The 16,079-nt window shown below is 64.3% G+C and carries 20 protein-coding genes and 1 riboswitch; of the genes, 10 read left to right on the forward strand and 10 right to left on the reverse strand.

Annotated features, from left to right (window positions below; genetic code table 11):
* Nucleotides 1-29: 29 nt before the first annotated feature.
* The gene (locus XH91_RS25645) at nucleotides 30-665 is read right to left on the reverse strand and encodes a hypothetical protein (protein ID WP_128953164.1); all 636 of its coding nucleotides are present in this window, start codon (nucleotides 663-665) and stop codon (nucleotides 30-32) included.
* A gap of 170 nt (nucleotides 666-835) precedes the next feature.
* The gene (locus XH91_RS25650) at nucleotides 836-1,714 is read right to left on the reverse strand and encodes a DUF1194 domain-containing protein (protein ID WP_128953165.1); all 879 of its coding nucleotides are present in this window, start codon (nucleotides 1,712-1,714) and stop codon (nucleotides 836-838) included.
* 205 nt (nucleotides 1,715-1,919) lie between these two features.
* Nucleotides 1,920-1,998, forward strand: a riboswitch (Fluoride riboswitch).
* Between the two features lie 98 nt (nucleotides 1,999-2,096).
* Between XH91_RS25650 and XH91_RS25655 the strand changes: the two genes are divergently transcribed.
* Genes XH91_RS25655 through clpS form a run of 5 tightly spaced genes read left to right on the forward strand, consistent with a single transcriptional unit; the run spans nucleotide 2,097 to nucleotide 4,840 of the window.
* Nucleotides 2,097-3,305, forward strand: a complete 1,209-nt coding sequence (locus XH91_RS25655; protein WP_128953166.1) for an MFS transporter — start codon at nucleotides 2,097-2,099, stop codon at nucleotides 3,303-3,305.
* A gap of 19 nt (nucleotides 3,306-3,324) precedes the next feature.
* Nucleotides 3,325-3,714, forward strand: coding sequence for a fluoride efflux transporter CrcB (crcB, locus tag XH91_RS25660; RefSeq protein WP_430648527.1), 390 nt, complete (start codon nucleotides 3,325-3,327; stop codon nucleotides 3,712-3,714).
* A 6-nt stretch (nucleotides 3,715-3,720) separates the two neighbouring features.
* The gene (gene crcB, locus XH91_RS25665) at nucleotides 3,721-4,146 is read left to right on the forward strand and encodes a fluoride efflux transporter CrcB (RefSeq protein ID WP_128953168.1); all 426 of its coding nucleotides are present in this window, start codon (nucleotides 3,721-3,723) and stop codon (nucleotides 4,144-4,146) included.
* Nucleotides 4,147-4,148: 2 nt separating this feature from the next.
* Nucleotides 4,149-4,490, forward strand: coding sequence for a DUF190 domain-containing protein (locus XH91_RS25670; RefSeq protein WP_128953169.1), 342 nt, complete (start codon nucleotides 4,149-4,151; stop codon nucleotides 4,488-4,490).
* A 44-nt stretch (nucleotides 4,491-4,534) separates the two neighbouring features.
* Nucleotides 4,535-4,840 carry an ATP-dependent Clp protease adapter ClpS gene (clpS, locus tag XH91_RS25675; RefSeq protein ID WP_128953170.1) on the forward strand — a complete coding sequence of 102 codons (306 nt, stop codon included), beginning with the start codon at nucleotides 4,535-4,537 and terminating at the stop codon, nucleotides 4,838-4,840.
* Between the two features lie 53 nt (nucleotides 4,841-4,893).
* Here the strand turns inward: clpS and XH91_RS25680 are convergent, their stop codons facing one another.
* The 4 genes from XH91_RS25680 to fabI all read right to left on the reverse strand — a co-directional run bounded on the left by XH91_RS25680 (nucleotide 4,894) and on the right by fabI (nucleotide 8,858).
* Complete coding sequence (locus XH91_RS25680; RefSeq protein WP_164934246.1) at nucleotides 4,894-6,084, reverse strand: adenylate/guanylate cyclase domain-containing protein; 1,191 nt, start codon at nucleotides 6,082-6,084, stop codon at nucleotides 4,894-4,896.
* Nucleotides 6,085-6,167: 83 nt separating this feature from the next.
* On the reverse strand, nucleotides 6,168-7,256 hold the full coding sequence (gene aroC, locus XH91_RS25685) for a chorismate synthase (RefSeq protein ID WP_128953172.1): 1,089 nt from the start codon (nucleotides 7,254-7,256) through the stop codon (nucleotides 6,168-6,170).
* Between the two features lie 177 nt (nucleotides 7,257-7,433).
* Nucleotides 7,434-8,033: a histidine phosphatase family protein gene (locus XH91_RS25690; protein WP_128953173.1), complete on the reverse strand. Its 600-nt coding sequence runs from the start codon at nucleotides 8,031-8,033 to the stop codon at nucleotides 7,434-7,436.
* Between the two features lie 12 nt (nucleotides 8,034-8,045).
* Entirely contained in the window at nucleotides 8,046-8,858 is an 813-nt protein-coding gene (gene fabI, locus XH91_RS25695; protein WP_128953174.1) for an enoyl-ACP reductase FabI, read from the reverse strand.
* Nucleotides 8,859-9,029: 171 nt separating this feature from the next.
* Here fabI and XH91_RS25700 point away from each other — a divergent pair, with 171 nt between their 5' ends.
* Entirely contained in the window at nucleotides 9,030-9,518 is a 489-nt protein-coding gene (locus XH91_RS25700; RefSeq protein ID WP_128953175.1) for a sigma-70 family RNA polymerase sigma factor, read from the forward strand.
* A gap of 106 nt (nucleotides 9,519-9,624) precedes the next feature.
* Nucleotides 9,625-10,398: an anti-sigma factor family protein gene (locus tag XH91_RS25705; RefSeq protein WP_128953176.1), complete on the forward strand. Its 774-nt coding sequence runs from the start codon at nucleotides 9,625-9,627 to the stop codon at nucleotides 10,396-10,398.
* A 317-nt stretch (nucleotides 10,399-10,715) separates the two neighbouring features.
* On the opposite strand, the gene XH91_RS25710 is transcribed toward XH91_RS25705, so the two are convergent.
* Nucleotides 10,716-11,681: a DnaJ C-terminal domain-containing protein gene (locus XH91_RS25710; protein ID WP_128953177.1), complete on the reverse strand. Its 966-nt coding sequence runs from the start codon at nucleotides 11,679-11,681 to the stop codon at nucleotides 10,716-10,718.
* A 109-nt stretch (nucleotides 11,682-11,790) separates the two neighbouring features.
* On the reverse strand, nucleotides 11,791-12,198 hold the full coding sequence (locus XH91_RS25715) for an RT0821/Lpp0805 family surface protein (RefSeq protein WP_164934245.1): 408 nt from the start codon (nucleotides 12,196-12,198) through the stop codon (nucleotides 11,791-11,793).
* A gap of 113 nt (nucleotides 12,199-12,311) precedes the next feature.
* On the opposite strand from XH91_RS25715, the gene pdxH reads away from it, so the two are divergent.
* The 3 genes from pdxH to XH91_RS25730 are packed head-to-tail and all read left to right on the forward strand — an operon-like array spanning nucleotide 12,312 to nucleotide 14,540.
* A complete protein-coding gene (pdxH, locus tag XH91_RS25720) occupies nucleotides 12,312-12,953 on the forward strand; it encodes a pyridoxamine 5'-phosphate oxidase (RefSeq protein ID WP_128953179.1) in 642 nt (213 codons plus the stop codon).
* A gap of 39 nt (nucleotides 12,954-12,992) precedes the next feature.
* A complete protein-coding gene (locus tag XH91_RS25725; protein WP_128953180.1) occupies nucleotides 12,993-13,745 on the forward strand; it encodes an SDR family NAD(P)-dependent oxidoreductase in 753 nt (250 codons plus the stop codon).
* 24 nt (nucleotides 13,746-13,769) lie between these two features.
* Nucleotides 13,770-14,540, forward strand: coding sequence for a class I SAM-dependent methyltransferase (locus XH91_RS25730; protein WP_128953181.1), 771 nt, complete (start codon nucleotides 13,770-13,772; stop codon nucleotides 14,538-14,540).
* 84 nt (nucleotides 14,541-14,624) lie between these two features.
* Here XH91_RS25730 and XH91_RS25735 read toward each other — a convergent pair whose 3' ends face one another.
* Nucleotides 14,625-14,861: a hypothetical protein gene (locus XH91_RS25735; protein WP_128953182.1), complete on the reverse strand. Its 237-nt coding sequence runs from the start codon at nucleotides 14,859-14,861 to the stop codon at nucleotides 14,625-14,627.
* 208 nt (nucleotides 14,862-15,069) lie between these two features.
* Nucleotides 15,070-16,047 (reverse strand): magnesium transporter CorA family protein, encoded by a 978-nt coding sequence (locus XH91_RS25740; protein WP_128953183.1) that lies wholly within the window; start codon nucleotides 16,045-16,047, stop codon nucleotides 15,070-15,072.
* Nucleotides 16,048-16,079: the final 32 nt, after the last annotated feature.

The following is a 16,079-nucleotide window of genomic DNA, read 5'->3' on the forward strand; positions in this document are numbered from 1 at the left end:
GCATGCCATAGTCGCAGCACGCGTCAGGACTATGCAGTTCGATCGACCGAGGATGATGAATCCGCCGGCGGATATTTCGTCACCGGCACCATGAAGGATTTGGTGCCGACCTGGTAGATGATCTTGCCGTTCTGCCCGTCGTCGGTCGCGATCTGCGACTGCCCGAACATGATGACGTTCTTGTAGACGATGCCGGTGCCCTGGCGGGTGATGCCGTCGGTGGTGACGCTGACCTGCGCTTCGTTGCCGTCGACCGACAGCACGCGAAAGCTCGCGCTCTTGCCGTTGTCGCTGGAATAGCCGCCCCAGCTTCCCATCAGGCGGCTGTCGGAGGCCGGCGGCGCCTGCTTTGCGAGCGTCGCGGTCTGCTTGCCGGCGCCGCCCGCAGAGAACAGGAGCACAAGATTCTTGCCGTCCTTGGTGCCGACGGTGATCGAACCGAAGGTGATGAGCGAGCCGTTGACCTGGGCAAAGCCGCGCTCGGTGTGCCCGTTGTGGGTGTACTCGACCTGGGCGCGGCTGCCTCTGATGTTCACGACCTTGAACTCAACGGGCTGGTTGTTGCCCGCCCAATTGCCCTTCCAATCTCCAACCAGAGCGCTCTGGTGATACATCCGCTCGTTGGCGGGCGAGATCTGGCTGGTGCTTTGCGCGATGATGGCCATGGGATGGGGCTTGGGCCTGCTCGACGAATGGATCGGACAAACCCGCTGGCCTTCGAACACGGGCAAGGAGCGTCAGAAACATTCAGAAACGTCTGAGATTAGGGCCCCGCTGTCGTTAACAAGCGGTTAATTTCCCCGCGAGGGGCGGATGGTCTCATCGCAGATGCGTTTCAGCGGCCCCAGCGATCCGACCAGATCTTCTCGCCGATCAGGCAGCTCACGCGCGGCTCTTTGTCCTTGTCCGCAACGCGCACCACCGGACGCTCGGGCGTGCGGCCCGCGACCTCCTGCAAGAGCTTGGCGTGGATCGCCTCCTTGAACTTCTCGCGATCCTTGATCGCGATGACGAAGGAGCCGGGTCCGCCGATCACGCAATCCTCGTAATAGAAATCGAGATTGTCGATATCCATCGTCGAATAGGACGGCTCCTTCACCATGATCGGCAGGCCGTTGATGATGATGCCCTTCTCGAGCGCGAGATCGCGCGCCACCGTGACGGGACCGCCATTGTTGTTGGGACCATCGCCCGAGATGTCGATGACGCGGCGAAGCCCGTGATAGGGATCCTCGTCGAACAGCGGCATCGCAAATCCGATCGCACCCGAGATCGAAGTGCGCGAGGCGCGCCGGATCGGCGTCTTCATGATCTCGGCCGAGACGGCATCCGCGGTCTCCGGTCCGTCAATGAGGCGCCAGGGGATGATGATCTTCTGGTCGTTGGATGCGGCCCATTCGAAATAGGTCACCGCGATCCTTCCATTGGGGCCGGACTTCAGCGCCTGCAAGAACTCCTTGGACTGGATCGCCTGGGCGTAGCCCTCGCGCTGGATCGCGAGCTCGTCCATGTCCATGGAGTAGGAGACATCGACCGCGAGGATCAGCTCGATATCGACCGACTGCGCATCGCCGTCGGCGGCCTGCCGCTGCTGTCGTGACGGCTCGAATTTCGGCGGTTCAGGCTTAGGACTTGGCGCCGCAATGCCCGCGACGTCTCCTCCGGCAAGCACGCCGGCCACCAGCACAGCCCCGATCGAGAACAGCACGCGCATCGCAGCCTCCCGTCGTATGATGCGATGGTGACATGCAAACGCCTTGCCGCAAAGCGCGAAGATCGATGGCACTTCACTTTCGAGTTAGGATTTTCACACGCCAGCGCGAAACCGCCGCCATATCGCCACGCTTGCGCCGCCTCGCGCTCGCGCCACGTGACTTGTGCCGCCCACTTGTTCCCCATAATTTCCATGCTAGGCTGACTGGACAGATGGGGATGGAGTCCCCCGACAACCGCCCGGCGGTCGCGTGACTGCAGTGGGCTGATGACTCCTGCCAAGGTGAGGCAATCAGCCTCTGCCTTTGGCGGGAGCATGGACAAACCCGCCGCTGGCGGGTTTTTTGTTGCCTGAAACGAAGGCCAAGGAGAGCGTGGACGACATGACGACGACCACACCGAAAGCTGCGCACGCCAGGCTGCCCAAGGAGATCTGGGTGCTCGGCTTCGTCTCGATGCTGATGGACATCTCCTCCGAGATGATTCATGCGCTGCTGCCGGTCTATCTCGTCACCGTGCTCGGCGCCTCCACGCTCGCCGTCGGATTCATCGAGGGCATCGCGGAGGCCACGGCTGCGATCACGAAGATCTTCTCCGGCGCCCTGTCCGACTGGCTCGGCCGCCGCAAGCAGCTCGCGGCCCTCGGCTACGGGCTGGCCGCCTTGACCAAGCCGCTGTTCCCGCTAGCCCCCAGCGTCGGGTGGCTGGTGGCAGCGCGCTTCATCGATCGCGTCGGCAAGGGCATTCGCGGCGCACCGCGCGACGCGCTGATCGCCGATATCTCGCCGATGGGCCTGCGCGGCGCGAGCTTCGGCCTGCGGCAGTCGCTCGACACGATCGGCGCCTTCGTCGGACCGCTCGCTGCAATCGGCCTGATGTGGTGGACATCGGATCATTTTGTCGCCGTGTTCTGGGCGGCGGTGCTGCCGGCGTTCTTGTCCTTCGGGCTGATCACGTTCGCAGTCAACGAGCCGGAGCCGGATGCAAGCCGGGAGCGCGCGTCGAACCCGCTCAACGTAGCCGCGATGCGGCAGCTCGGGCCGGTCTACTGGCGTGTCGTTGCGGTCGGCGTCGTCTTCACCCTTGCACGCTTCAGCGAGGCCTTCCTGATCCTGCGGGCGCAGAACATCGGGCTCAATGCGATGTGGGTGCCGGCGGTGCTGGTGCTGATGAACATCACTTACGCTCTCTCGGCCTATCCGGCCGGCGTGCTGTCGGACCGGATCAACCGGACCGCCCTGCTCGCGCTCGGCCTCATCCTGCTTGCCGGCGCGGACCTCGCGCTGGCGCTGCTGCCTCACCTCGCCGGCCTCGCGCTCGGCGTCGTGCTGTGGGGCCTGCATATGGGATTGACGCAAGGCTTGCTCTCAGCCCTCGTCGCCGATACTGCACCCCCGGCGCTGCGCGGCACCGCCTTCGGCTATTTCAATCTGTTCACCGGCCTTGCAATGCTGGCCGCGAGCGTGATCGCCGGAGCGCTGTGGGATGCCTATGGTCCGGTCGGCACGTTCCTTGCCGGGCTCGGCTTCGCACTGGCGGCGCTGGTGGGACTGCTGACCGTCGGCAATGGCCTGGCAATGGAGAACAAGTGATGACGGGGGACTGTTCATCGTGCTGAGCGGAGTGATCGCAATCGTGGTCGGCTGCGTGCTGGGCGGCTGCGCCCGCTATTTCGTCTCCGGCGCCATCGCGCGGCGGCTGGGCGAGACCTTTCCCTGGGGCACCATGACCATCAACGTCACCGGCGCCTTCCTGATCGGCATTCTCGGTGCGCTGGCGACCCATCCCGGCTCGGTGTTCGCGACGCCCAATCCGTGGCTGTTCGCCGTGACAGGCTTCCTCGGCTGCTACACCACGGTGTCCTCGTTCAGCCTGCAAACGCTGACCCTGGCGCGCAACGGCGAACCAGTGCACGCGCTCGGCAACGTCGTGTTCTCGGTCGGACTGTGCCTTGCGGCGGTGAGCTGCGGCTTCCTCCTCGCAGATAGCTTTGGAGGCTAGCGGCAGATGAAGGCTTCCTCCGCCGAACGCTGGCGCACCGCGACGCTTTATGCCTGGGTTTCTGCCGGCAGCATCGTCGGCGGGCTGACGCGCTATCTGGTCGGGCTCGCCCTCGATACCGGCCCGGGCTTTCCCTTCGCGACGTTGTTCATCAACGCCACGGGCTCGCTGATCATCGGCTTCTATGCGACGCTGACCGGCCCCGACGGCCGCATGCTGGCGCGGCCGGAGCACCGGCAGTTCGTGATGACCGGCTTCTGCGGGGGCTACACCACCTTCTCGACCTTCAGCCTCGAGACCTTCCGCCTGTTCCACGGCGGCATGAAATATACCGCACTCGCCTATGTCGCGGCGTCCGTCGTCTGCTGGCTGGTGTCGGTATGGACTGGGCATATGATGGCGAGCCGCTACAACCGCTTGACGAGGAGTTGACCATGCAAATCCCCAATCAGGCTGTTTCGCTTCGGATCTTCATCGGCGAGAGCGACCATTACGACGGCAAACCACTCTATGAAGCGATCGTGACGACCGCGCGAGCGCGGCACCTCGCCGGCGCCACCGTGCTGCGCGGCCCGATGGGCTTCGGCAAGTCGAGCCGGCTGCACACCTCGAAAATCCTGCGGCTTTCGGAAGACCTGCCGCTGCTGATCGAGATCGTCGACAGCGAGGACAACATCAACGCATTCCTGCCCATCCTGGATGGCATGATGTCGAGCGGCCTGATCACCTTGGAGAAGGTACAGGTCCTGCAATATGGTACGAAGGCCGCGGGCTGATCGCTCCGGCTGGGAACCCGAGCCCGCCGTGTCCGGGAGGCGGAATGAGCGACACCGTTACCACGCCGAAAACCAGGACCAAGACCAAGGTCGAGCGGCCGAAGCTGCACAAGGTCATCCTGATCAACGACGACTACACGCCGCGTGAATTCGTCACCATGGTGCTCAAGGCCGAATTCCGCATGACCGAGGATCAGGCCTACAAGGTCATGATCACCGCGCACAAGCTCGGCGCCTGCGTCGTCGCCGTGTTCACCAGGGACGTCGCCGAAACCAAGGCGACGCGCGCGACGGATGCAGGCCGCGCCAAGGGCTATCCGCTGCTGTTCACGACCGAGCCGGAGGAATAGGCCATCGCTTTAAGGCTGGGCCTCGAGAGGCACCATCACGGATGGCTCGACTTTCACGCCATCACCACCGGCGTTTCCTCGGCCAGCCCGTACACGCGCTGCGCCTTGGAAAATCCTGCGATCGGAAACTCGCCGAGATTGCGCCAGTCATGCTGGCAGACTTTGGCAAACCCCTCGGACACCACGACGGTCCGCCCGAGGCGGCCGGCGATCTTCTCCAGCCGCGCCGCGAGATTGATGGCTGGGCCGATGCAGGTGAAGTCGAGCCGGTTGCCGCCGCCGATATTGCCGTAGAGGATGTTGCCGACATGCAGGGCGACGCCGAAACGAAAGCGTTCGACGACATCGCCGACCGGATGCCCCAACGCCTCGACGCTGGCGCGGGCCTCGCGCGCCGCTTCCAACACGCGCGAACAGACATGGCTGGCGTCGCCGACATATTCGTCGATCGGAAACACCGCGAGCAGGCCGTCGCCCATGAATTTCAACACCTCGCCGCCGTGCCCTCGGATGGCCGTGACCTGGCAATCGAAGTAGCGGTTCAGGATATCGACCACCGTCTCGGCCGGCAGCCGGTCGGATAGCGCAGTGAAGCCGCGCAGGTCCGACAGCCAGATCGCGGCCTGCATGGTGTCGTTGTGGCCGCGACGGATCTGGCCGCCGAGGATGCGCTCGCCGGCGCGGTTGCCGACATAGGTGTCGAGTAACGTCACGGCGGTGCGACGCAGGGTGACGATCTCGCTGACACGCGCCAGCGGCGCGACGATGGAGCGGATCGTCGCGATGTCATCCTCGCTGAAGCCGCCGGGATGCCGTGTGGTCCAGCTGATGGCATGGATCGAGCCATCGAGAAACCGCATCGGCGTCGCGATGTAATCGGTGACGCCCTCGGCACGCATGTCGTCCAGGAACGGAAATCGCTTGCTGTCGGGGTCATCCATGCGTCCCCTCACCTCCAGTCCCTCCTCGAACACGATCCGAAGCGGGCTCCGCGCAAATTCGGGCGTGGCAAGAATCTCGAAATCGACCGTGCCGATCTCGACTTCCTCGCCCTGCCGCCAGATGAAGTTGCGGCCGTAGATCTCGGGATGCAGGGTCCGGATGAAGACGCCGAACCGCCACAGCGGCAGGCCGGCCGCAACCAGTTGCTCGCAGGCATCCGAAATCATCTCGGCAGAGTCCCGCGACGACCGGGCACCGTCGATCAGCCAATTGATGATGCGCTGGAGCTCGGAGCTTTCCATACCCGCATTAGCCGACGAAGTTGTGGAATCGTCAAGCTGCGCGGTGGGCAGGTACCGCGACACAGAAGCTTCAAGCAGGGGCGCTAGCGCCCCACCTGCCCGCGGTCGCGCAGGAAGTGGTCGGCGAGCACGCAGGCCATCATGGCTTCGCCGACAGGGACGGCGCGGATGCCCACGCAGGGGTCGTGGCGGCCTTTTGTCATGATCTCGGTGTCGGCGCCCTGACGATCGACCGTGAGGCGCGGCTGCAGGATCGACGAGGTCGGCTTCACCGCGAAGCGCACCACGATCGGCTGTCCGGTGGAGATGCCGCCCAGAACGCCGCCGGCATGGTTGGACAGGAAGCGCGTGCCGTCATTGCCGGTGCGCATCTCGTCGGCGTTCTCTTCGCCGGTGAGCTCGGCCGCACCAAAGCCGGCGCCGATCTCGACACCCTTCACCGCATTGATGGTCATCATCGCGCCGGCGAGATCGGAATCCAGCTTGGCGTAGATCGGCGCGCCAAGTCCTGCCGGCACGCCTTCGGCGACGATCTCGAGCACCGCGCCGATCGAGGAGCCGCTCTTGCGGATGCCGTCGAGATAGGTCTCGAAGAACGCAGCCTTGTCCTTGTCGGGACAGAAGAACGGGTTCTTCGCGATCTCGTCCCAATCCCATTTCGCGCGGTCGATCTTGTGCGGCCCCATCTGCACCAGCGCGCCGCGTACTTTCACATCCGGCAGCACCTTTCGCGCGATCGCGCCAGCAGCGACGCGCATCGCGGTCTCGCGCGCCGATGAGCGACCGCCGCCGCGATAGTCGCGCAGGCCATACTTGGCCTCATAGGTGAAGTCGGCATGGCCCGGGCGAAACTTGTCCTTGATCTCCGAATAATCCTTGGAGCGCTGATCGGCGTTCTCGATCAGCAGCCCGATAGGGGTGCCCGTCGTCACCTGCACGCCGGTCTCCGGATGCGCCATGACGCCGGACAGGATCTTCACTTGGTCCGGCTCCTGGCGCTGCGTGGTGAAGCGCGACTGGCCCGGCTTGCGGCGATCGAGGTCCTGCTGGATGTCGGCCTCGGTCAGCGGGATCATCGGCGGGCAGCCGTCGACCACGCAGCCGATCGCCACCCCATGGCTTTCGCCGAAGGTGGTGACGCGGAACATGTGGCCGAAAGTGTTGAAGGACATACCGAACTGCCGCCTAGTGCTGACGTTTTGCACAAACGTTGTTTGTCAACGTCGTAGCGCCGGGGAGCTTTGGGTTCAACCCTCGTTCCGTCATTCCGGGGCGATGCAAAGCATCGAACCCGGAATCTCGAGATTCCGGGTTCGCCCCTCGGTCGCCCCGGAATGACAGCGGGCTGCTTAACTATACTTCTCCAGCCGTCCCTCGCGGAACACGTAGACGGCGCCCTGCTCGATATAGAGTTCGGCAGCACTGGCCGGCGTTTCCAGGCCGAGCGAGACCATCAGGGCCCGACAGGTGCCGCCATGGGCGACCGCGACGGTGTCGGCCTTGAGCTCGTCATACCAGGCGCGGACGCGGAGCTGCACGTCGGCATAGGTCTCTGCGCCCGCAGGCCCGACCGTCCATTTGTCGGCAAGGCGCCTTGAATAGACCTCGGGATCTCTCGCCTCGCTTTCTGCGAGCGTCAGCCCTTCCCAGACGCCGTAGCCGATCTCGCGCAGGCGATCATCGAGCACATAATCCGTCACAGACAATTCGAGCTTGCCGCGCGCGAGCTCCATGGTCTGGCGGGCACGGCCGAGCGGGCTCGACACATAGGGCAGCGTCGCCTTGTCGCGGCCGTCGCGTTTGAGGAGATCGGCCAGAACGAGGCCTGCCTGCACCGCCTGGTCGCGGCCGCGCGCATTCAGCGGAATGTCCCTGGTGCCCTGAAGCCTGCCGAGCGCATTCCACTCGGTCTCGCCGTGGCGAAGATAATAGATCGTGGGCGCGGGCATTGCGGGAGGCGGTCAGTCCTTCGATGCATCCGACGCTTCGGGCCGCATCATGCCCAGCACGTTGTAACCGGAATCGACATGATGCACCTCGCCGGTGACGCCGCGCGACATGTCGGAGAGGAAATAAACCGCGCTGTCGCCGACCTCCTCGATCGTGACGTTGCGCCGCAGCGGGGCGTTGATCTCGTTATATTTCAGAAGAAGGCGTGAATCGGCAATGCCGGCGAAGGCCAGCGTCTTGATCGGCCCTGCCGAAATCGCGTTGACGCGGATCGCCTTCACGCCGAGATCGGCGGCGAGATAACGCACGCTCGCCTCCAGCGCTGCTTTCGCAACGCCCATGACGTTGTAATTCGGCATCCACTTCTCGGAGCCGTAATAGCTCAGCGTGATGATCGAACCGCCGTCGGTCATCAGCTTCTCGGCACGCTGCGCGATCGCGGTCAGCGAATAGCAGGAGATCAGCATCGACTTGGAGAAATTGTCCGCGGTGGTGTCGACGTAGCGGCCCTCGAGCTCGTCCTTGTCGGCAAACGCGATCGCATGCACGACAAAATCGATCTTGCCCCACTTCTCCTTCAGCACGTCGAACACCGCATCGATGGTCGCAGCATCCGTGACGTCGCAATGTCCGAGCATGAGCGCGCCGAGCTCGGCGGCGAGCGGCTCGACCCGCTTCTTCAGCGCATCGCCCTGGTAGGTGAGCGCGATCTCGGCACCGGCCGCCTGGCATGCCTTGGCGATGCCCCAGGCGATCGAGCGATTGTTGGCAACGCCGAGGATGACCCCGCGCTTGCCTTGCATCAGACCTGAATTCTGCGCCATTTGCTAACGTCCTGTAGCTCTCGTCGAGGTCTGGAGGTACACCAGCCCTCCCCTGCGGTACAGTCCTAATCCGCGGCGTTAACGCTGTTTCCGGCGCCGGAATAGCCGTTCCATTCGGGTGTTATGATCGCTAGAGGCGCTCGCGCCTGATGTGAAGGACGTCAAGACGGCATGAGTGCTTTTCGCCAGAGCGTGGAAGCCATGATCCCGGCGTTGCGCCGCTACGCCCGCGCGCTGACGCGCGATGCGGATGCGGCCGACGATCTGGTGCAGGACACGCTGGTGCGTGCGCTGCGCTCGGAGCGATTGTTTCTGGGAGGCGACGTCAGGAGCTGGCTCTATACGATCCTGACCAACCTCAACAAGAACCGGCGGCGCTCGCTGGCAAGGCGGCCGCAATTCATGCAGCTGACCGAGAACAACCCGGATGCCAGCGGGACGGAGGCCGAAGGACGCGACATCGAGCGAGCCCTCTCGACGCTGGTCGAGGAGCAACGCTCGGTGCTGCTGCTGGTGATGCTGGAGGGTATGAGTTACCGGGAGGTCGCGGACATCCAGGGCGTGCCGATCGGCACCGTCATGTCCCGCCTGGCGCGCGCCCGCGCCCACGTCAAGGCGTCGCTGGAGGGTGAGCGCCCGGCGCTTAGGCGGGTGAAATGATGGCAGGATTGATGCATCGCGCATGCCGCATCCCCTGCACGGAGAGAGAAGCAGCGCAGTTGAACCGCGTCAGATATTTTGGGCCGCAGAGCCAGAGACGATCGATATGAACGACCACAATATTCCAGTGACCGAAGACGAATTGCACGCCTTTGTCGATGGCGAGTTGCCGGCGGAGCGCCGCGCCGACGTCGAGGCCTGGCTTGCCGCCCATCCTGACGACGCCGAGCGGGTACAGTCCTGGCGGACGATGGCCGAGATGCTGCACGCCCGTTACGACGGCGTCGCCCAGGAGCCGGTGCCCGCCCGGCTGGAGCTCGAGCGGCTGGAGCGCCGTCCGCGGCAATGGCTCTATGGCGCCATCGCGGCCACGCTGGTCGCCTTCGTCGCCGGCGGCGCGGCCGGCTGGGTCGCGCATGGCGCCGCCAACGCGCCCTCGACTTTCCAGAGCTTTACCGAGGACGCGCTCGACGCCCACCGCCTCTATGTCGTCGAGGTCCGCCATCCGGTCGAAGTGCCCGGCAATGAGCGCGACCACCTCCAGGCCTGGCTGACCCGGCGCTGCGGCTGGACCGTGTTCGCGCCCAATCTGGAGGCGAGCGGGCTGAAGCTGGTCGGCGGACGGTTGCTGCCGGGGCCGAATGGCCCGGCGTCCTTCCTGATGTATGAAGGCGCCTCAGGCGAGCGCTATACGATCTACACCGCCAAGACCGAGACTGGCGCAACGCAGATGCGCTATGCCAGGGCGGACAAGGATGGGGCGCTGTTCTGGGCCGAGCGCGGCGTCGGTTACGTCGTCAGCGGCGGCGGCGCCGACCGCGATCGCCTGACCAAGGTGGCGCAGGCCGTGTACGACCAGGCCGAGAAAAACGGTACCTAAACAACCGCGCAAACGCCGTGCCCAGATTCCGTCATTGAAAATTTGGAATCAGGACATGGGCGCGTCTCATTATCGCACCGGATGCTCACGCGAAAATGAGCAGCGTTCGATCCGCCGATCGACGCGGGCGGCCTCGATTGGGGTTTTTGGTACCGCGCTGGTCCCCCTCTCGAGGCCGCACCCTTTTATCGACTGTCCCGCCGGACAGCCGACACGTCGAGACATGAAGCGCTACCACGCCTCAGGCGTATGATGGGCATCATCTGCTCGGTGATGCCCTAGGCCTTTAGGAGAAACCCCTTCGCTTGGATCTTGCCTTAACCGAGCCCGCTACGTGGATTGTAGGGGTGTTGGTCTCGCCATTTTTCCATCAATGCTTCAAGCTCGGCGTCGTTCCCGTCCGGTAACATAATCCTGATGGTGACGAAGAGATCCCCGGTGGCGCCAGATTTTGGCAGGCCCTTGCCTTTGAGTCGGAAGGTCCGGCCGCTGGAGGTGTTTTTCGGGACTGACAGTTCCACGGCATTGCCGAGCGTGGGCACGCGGACCTTAGCCCCCAGCACCGCCTCGTAGAGCGTAACAGGCAGATCGATCCTGAGATCGGCGCCCTCGATCTTGAAGAAGGCATGCGGCGCGATGCTGATCGTGATCAGGAGGTCGCCGGGCGGATGGCCTTGCGCGGTCTCGCCCTGTCCCCGCAGTCGGATCTGCTGGCCCTCGATGACGCCAGCCGGAATCTTGACGTTGAGTTCCTTGCCGTTCGGCAACCGGACGCGCTTTTCGCCGCCCTTGACCGATTCTTCCAGCGAGACGGACATGGCGACATTGACGTCGAGATCGAGCCCGATCCCGCCGGTGTCGAAGTCGAACTGAGCGCCGCCGCCGGCCCCGGGCCGCGCACCGCGCATCCCGCCGCCGAACATGCTGTTCAGGATGTCCTCGAACGCTCCGGCGCCCTGGCCGGGGCCTGCGCCGCCACGGAACGAGTACTCGAAGCCGCCGGGACCCGCGCCCGCGCGCCCGCGCGGCCCGCCGCCACCTGGAAAGCCCTGGAAGCGCGGCTTGCCCTCGGCATCGATCTCGCCGCGATCGAACTGCTTGCGCTTGTCCTCGTCGCCGATGATCTCGTTGGCCGAATTGATCTCGGAGAAGCGCTCGGCGGCCTTGGGATCACCCTTGTTACTGTCGGGATGATGCTTCTTGGCCAGCTTGCGATAGGCGCTCTTGATCGCGGCAGCGGTCGCGCTCCGCGGCACCCCCAAGACCTCATAGGGGTCGCGCATCCGTCACGTCTCCTTCAAGAATTCGAATTGTTCAAAGGGCTCCCCGCCCCACCTGCGATCCATGTGGGGAGCGAGTGGCATTTTTGCAACTAGTTGATGGAGCTGATTCCTAGCTCCGCCACGGCTTTAGCGTATGAATCTCCCAACGGCCACGGCTGCTTTGGCAACCGGCGCCCTGCAGCCAGGTTTGGGTGGTGCCGTTGACATAGCTCGCCAGGAAATCGCGGCACTTGCGGCCATCCTCGGCGGCGTAGGATTGCGCGATCGGCGTCACCGAGCCGCGTGCGCCGGTTTCCGGATTCTCCCAGTGCTGGCTCGCATCCTTGTCGCCCATGCTGAGCACGTCGGAGGCGGCGTTGCGGGCAAAGGCAAGATCGGTCTCGGTCGGTGCGGCGTCCTTCTCCGGCCGCGCGATCGAACCGGTGAGGTCGCTGTCGTCAGCCTTGGCGTAGGCGTTGGTGTCGGTGCGGGACATGCTGCAGCCGCCGGTGCAGAGCCCGATCAAAATCATCGTCATGACGAGGCCAGATGGCCGCATCGCCGATAGGCCAACGCGTCCCCATGCCCTATATAGGGCAGTGGCAGACAACAGCGCGCTTTGGGCCGCGGGACGCAATTCGGACTCCAGACATGACCGACACGACCTCGATGAAACACCAGACACCCTTAACATCCGGTGATTTCACCGCCGCCGATGAGCCGTTCGCGCTGTTCGAGGCCTGGTTGAACGAGGCGATCAAGAGCGAGCCGAACGATCCGAACGCAATGGCGCTCGCCACCGTCGATCCCGACGGCCTGCCCGACGTGCGCATGGTGCTGATGAAGGGCTTCGATACCCAGGGTTTCGTCTTCTACAGCCACATCGCGAGCCAGAAAGGCCGCGAACTCGCCGCAAATCCTAAGGCGGCTTTACTATTCCACTGGAAGTCGCTGCGCCGTCAGGTCCGCATCCGCGGCAACGTGACGCCGGTGGCGGATGCCGAGGCGGACAGCTATTTCGCGACACGACCGAAGCAGGCGCAGATCGGCGCCTGGGCCAGCAAGCAGTCGCAAGAGCTCGAGAGCCGCTTCGCCTTCGAGCAGGCCATCGCCAAGGTCGCGGCCAAATACGTCATCGGCGAGGTGCCGCGTCCGCCGGGCTGGAGCGGCTGGCGCATCACGCCCGCGCGTATCGAGTTCTGGCACGACCGCCCGTTCCGCCTGCACGACCGCATCGAATTTCGTCGTGACGCGGCCGGCAAGCCGTGGTCCAAGACGCGCATGTATCCATAGAGCCTTGTCTCGATCTTTGGGCCGACCTGAAAGATGTCCATGCCGCATTCGTCCAACGCGCCGCGCCGCACGCTGCTCCTGACCGGAGCGAGCCGCGGTATCGGCCACGCCACCGTGATCCGTTTCTCGTCGGCGGGCTGGCGCGTCATCACCTGTTCGCGGCATCCCTTCCCGGAGGATTGCCCGTGGGACGCGGGCCCTGAAGATCACATCCAGGTCGACCTCGGCGATTCCCGGGACACCACGCGCGCGATCTCCGAAATCCGCGACCGCCTCGAAGGCGGCATGCTGCACGCACTGGTCAACAATGCCGCGATCTCGCCGAAGGGGCCCGGCGGCTCCCGCCTCGGCTCTGTCGACACCGACCTCGACACCTGGACGCACGTCTTCCACGTCAATTTCTTCGCGCCGATCATGATCGCGCGCGGCCTGATCGAGGAATTGAAGGCGGCCAAGGGCTCGGTCGTGAACGTCACCTCGATCGCAGGCTCGCGCGTGCATCCATTCGCGGGCGCGGCGTACGCGACCTCCAAGGCTGCGCTCGCTGCGCTGACGCGCGAGATGGCCTCCGACTTCGGCCGTGTCGGCGTGCGCGTCAATGCCATCGCACCGGGCGAGATCGACACCGCGATCCTGTCGCCGGGCACGGAGAAGATCGTCGACCAGCAGATCCCGATGCACCGCCTTGGCACGCCGGACGAGGTCGCCAAGATCGTCTACGTGCTGTGTACGGACACCAGTTCTTACGTCAACGGCGCCGAAATCCACATCAACGGCGGCCAGCACGTCTAGGCCAGATAACGTTCGGGGTGACGCATGGGCCGGTTTGCGAGCACGGCGTCAACTTACGAGCATCTGCGCCCGCCCTACCCGGGCGCGTTCTTTCGCGGCGTCGCGCAGAAGCTCGGCCTTTCCCAACGATGCGCCTTGATCGATCTCGGGACCGGTCCAGGACTGCTGGCCCTCGGCTTCGCACCCTATGTCGGCCGCATCGTCGGCGTCGATCCCGAACCTGCCATGATCGAGGCCGCGCGAGAAGCGGCAGCGCGCGGCGGCCAAGCGCTCACGCTGATCGAGGGCAAGGCGGAGACGCTTGCCCCCGACATCGGCACGTTCGACATCGTCACGATCGGCCGTGCGCTGCATTGGATGGATCGCGAGGCGACGGTTGCGCGGCTCGATCAGATCGTCGCGCGCGACGGCGCGATCCTGGTCTGTGCCTCGTTCTCCGTCACCGACGGCCGCAACCCGTGGGTTGACGGCTACAACGAGATCCGCCGCCGCTGGTCACCGGAAAAGCTCTGGCAAGAAGCCGGCAAAGGTGCGCGCACCCATCGCGACCTGCCAACGTTCTTCCGCGGCAGCGCCTTCGCGCCCACCGAACGCGTCGCGGTCGAGACCAGCCACGCGGTCAGTGTGCGGGACCTGACACAACGCGTGCTGACCTACTCGTCGTCGTCACCGGAGGCCCTGGGGGACAAGGTCGAGGCAGCGCTGCGCGATGTCGAGAGCCATCTCGCCGCGTTCAGCCGCGACGGCATGATCGCCGAGACCATCGTCTCGACGGCTGAGATCGTGAAACGTTGACGGGATTTGCCGCAAAGAGCGGGAAGCAAGGCGATCCACACAACGCCGCCGCAAGACTGGATCGCCCGCTCTTCCTTCCGCTCCTCAGTCCAGGCGAATTCGACGCGACCGTTCGCGCAGCCCCAGCGTCGCAGCATTAGGAGCAGCGGCTGCGTTGAATGCAGTCGAGCAGTCGTCATCGTTCTCGCCGTCGAGCAGCGGAGCACCACAGTGCCGGCACATGCGTGCCGACAACGACGGCGCCTTGCCGCTCGCCACCACCTGACGATAGCTCGTCAGATCGATGACGTTGGGGGGCGTCGTTATGTGTTTTTCAACCATGGTTCTTCCTCGCGGCTAACCCGCTGCTTATCGCAGACAAGTTTCGCGCAAACGTTCAGCCCACCGCTCAAATTTTACCGGAGGAATTGGGGCACGGCACACACATCACGACGCGGCCGCAATGGCGCTCTATTCTGCGACACCATCAGCCTTGTCTCGGCGACCGGCGTAAGGTCTCGGTCACTATTTTTGGAAAGCGCGTGCCGGATCACAGCCACTTCTTCCACTTGAAGATCCAGTACGGAACGATCGCGGCGATCACCATCAGCACCAGTGCGAATGGATAGCCGTGCTCCCATTCGAGCTCCGGCATCGCCTTGAAGTTCATGCCGTAGATCGAGGCGATCAGCGTCGGCGGCATCAGGACAACGGCCATGACCGAAAACAGTTTGATGATGTTGTTCTGCTCGAGATTGACGACGCCCAGCATGGCGTCGAGCACGAAGGTGATCTTGCTGGAGAGATAGGAGGCGTGGTCGGTCAGCGAGGCGACGTCGCGCTGCATGGTCTTGAGCTGCTCGCGCATGTCCTTGGACCATTTCACGCCCTCCACCACCGCCGACAAGAAGGTGACGACGCGGCCGATCGACACCAGGCTCTCACGGACCTTGGAGGTCAGATCGCCCTTGCGGCCGATCGAGATCAGGATTTGCGAATATTGCTTGGCGTGGCCATGGCGCTCGCTTTCCGGTTCGAAGATGTCGTGCGAGACCTGGTCGATCTCCATGCCGCAGCGCTCCAAAATATCCGCGCAACGGTCGATCACGGCGTCCAGCAGTTCCATCAGCACCATTTCGCCCGTGATCGCGGGGGCACAGGTACGGGCGAGCTTCGCCTCGACGAGGGCGAAAGGCTTGGGCTGGTCGTAACGCACGGTGACCAGGCGGTGGTCACCGAGGATGAAGGTCACCGCCGTGGTCCGGGGCATGTCGGTATCAGAGTGGCACATCAGCGTCGCGGTCATGTAGCGCGCGCTGTTCTCGATATAGAGGCGGCTGGAGATCTCGATCTCCTGCATGTCCTCCCGTGTCGGGATCGCGATCCCCAGCAGCCGTTCCACAGCCTTGTCCTCGGCCGCGGTCGGATTGACCAGGTCGACCCACACGGCGTGATCAGGCACCGCCTCGAGATCGTTGACGACGGCCTTCTTCAGGGAGGAGTCGGTGGGAACGAACACAGAAAACATGAACAACTCCAAGAAGGGCCCTGCGACAGAAT

The sequence above is a fragment of the Bradyrhizobium guangzhouense genome, from assembly GCF_004114955.1.
Taxonomy (GTDB): Bacteria; Pseudomonadota; Alphaproteobacteria; order Rhizobiales; family Xanthobacteraceae; genus Bradyrhizobium; species Bradyrhizobium guangzhouense.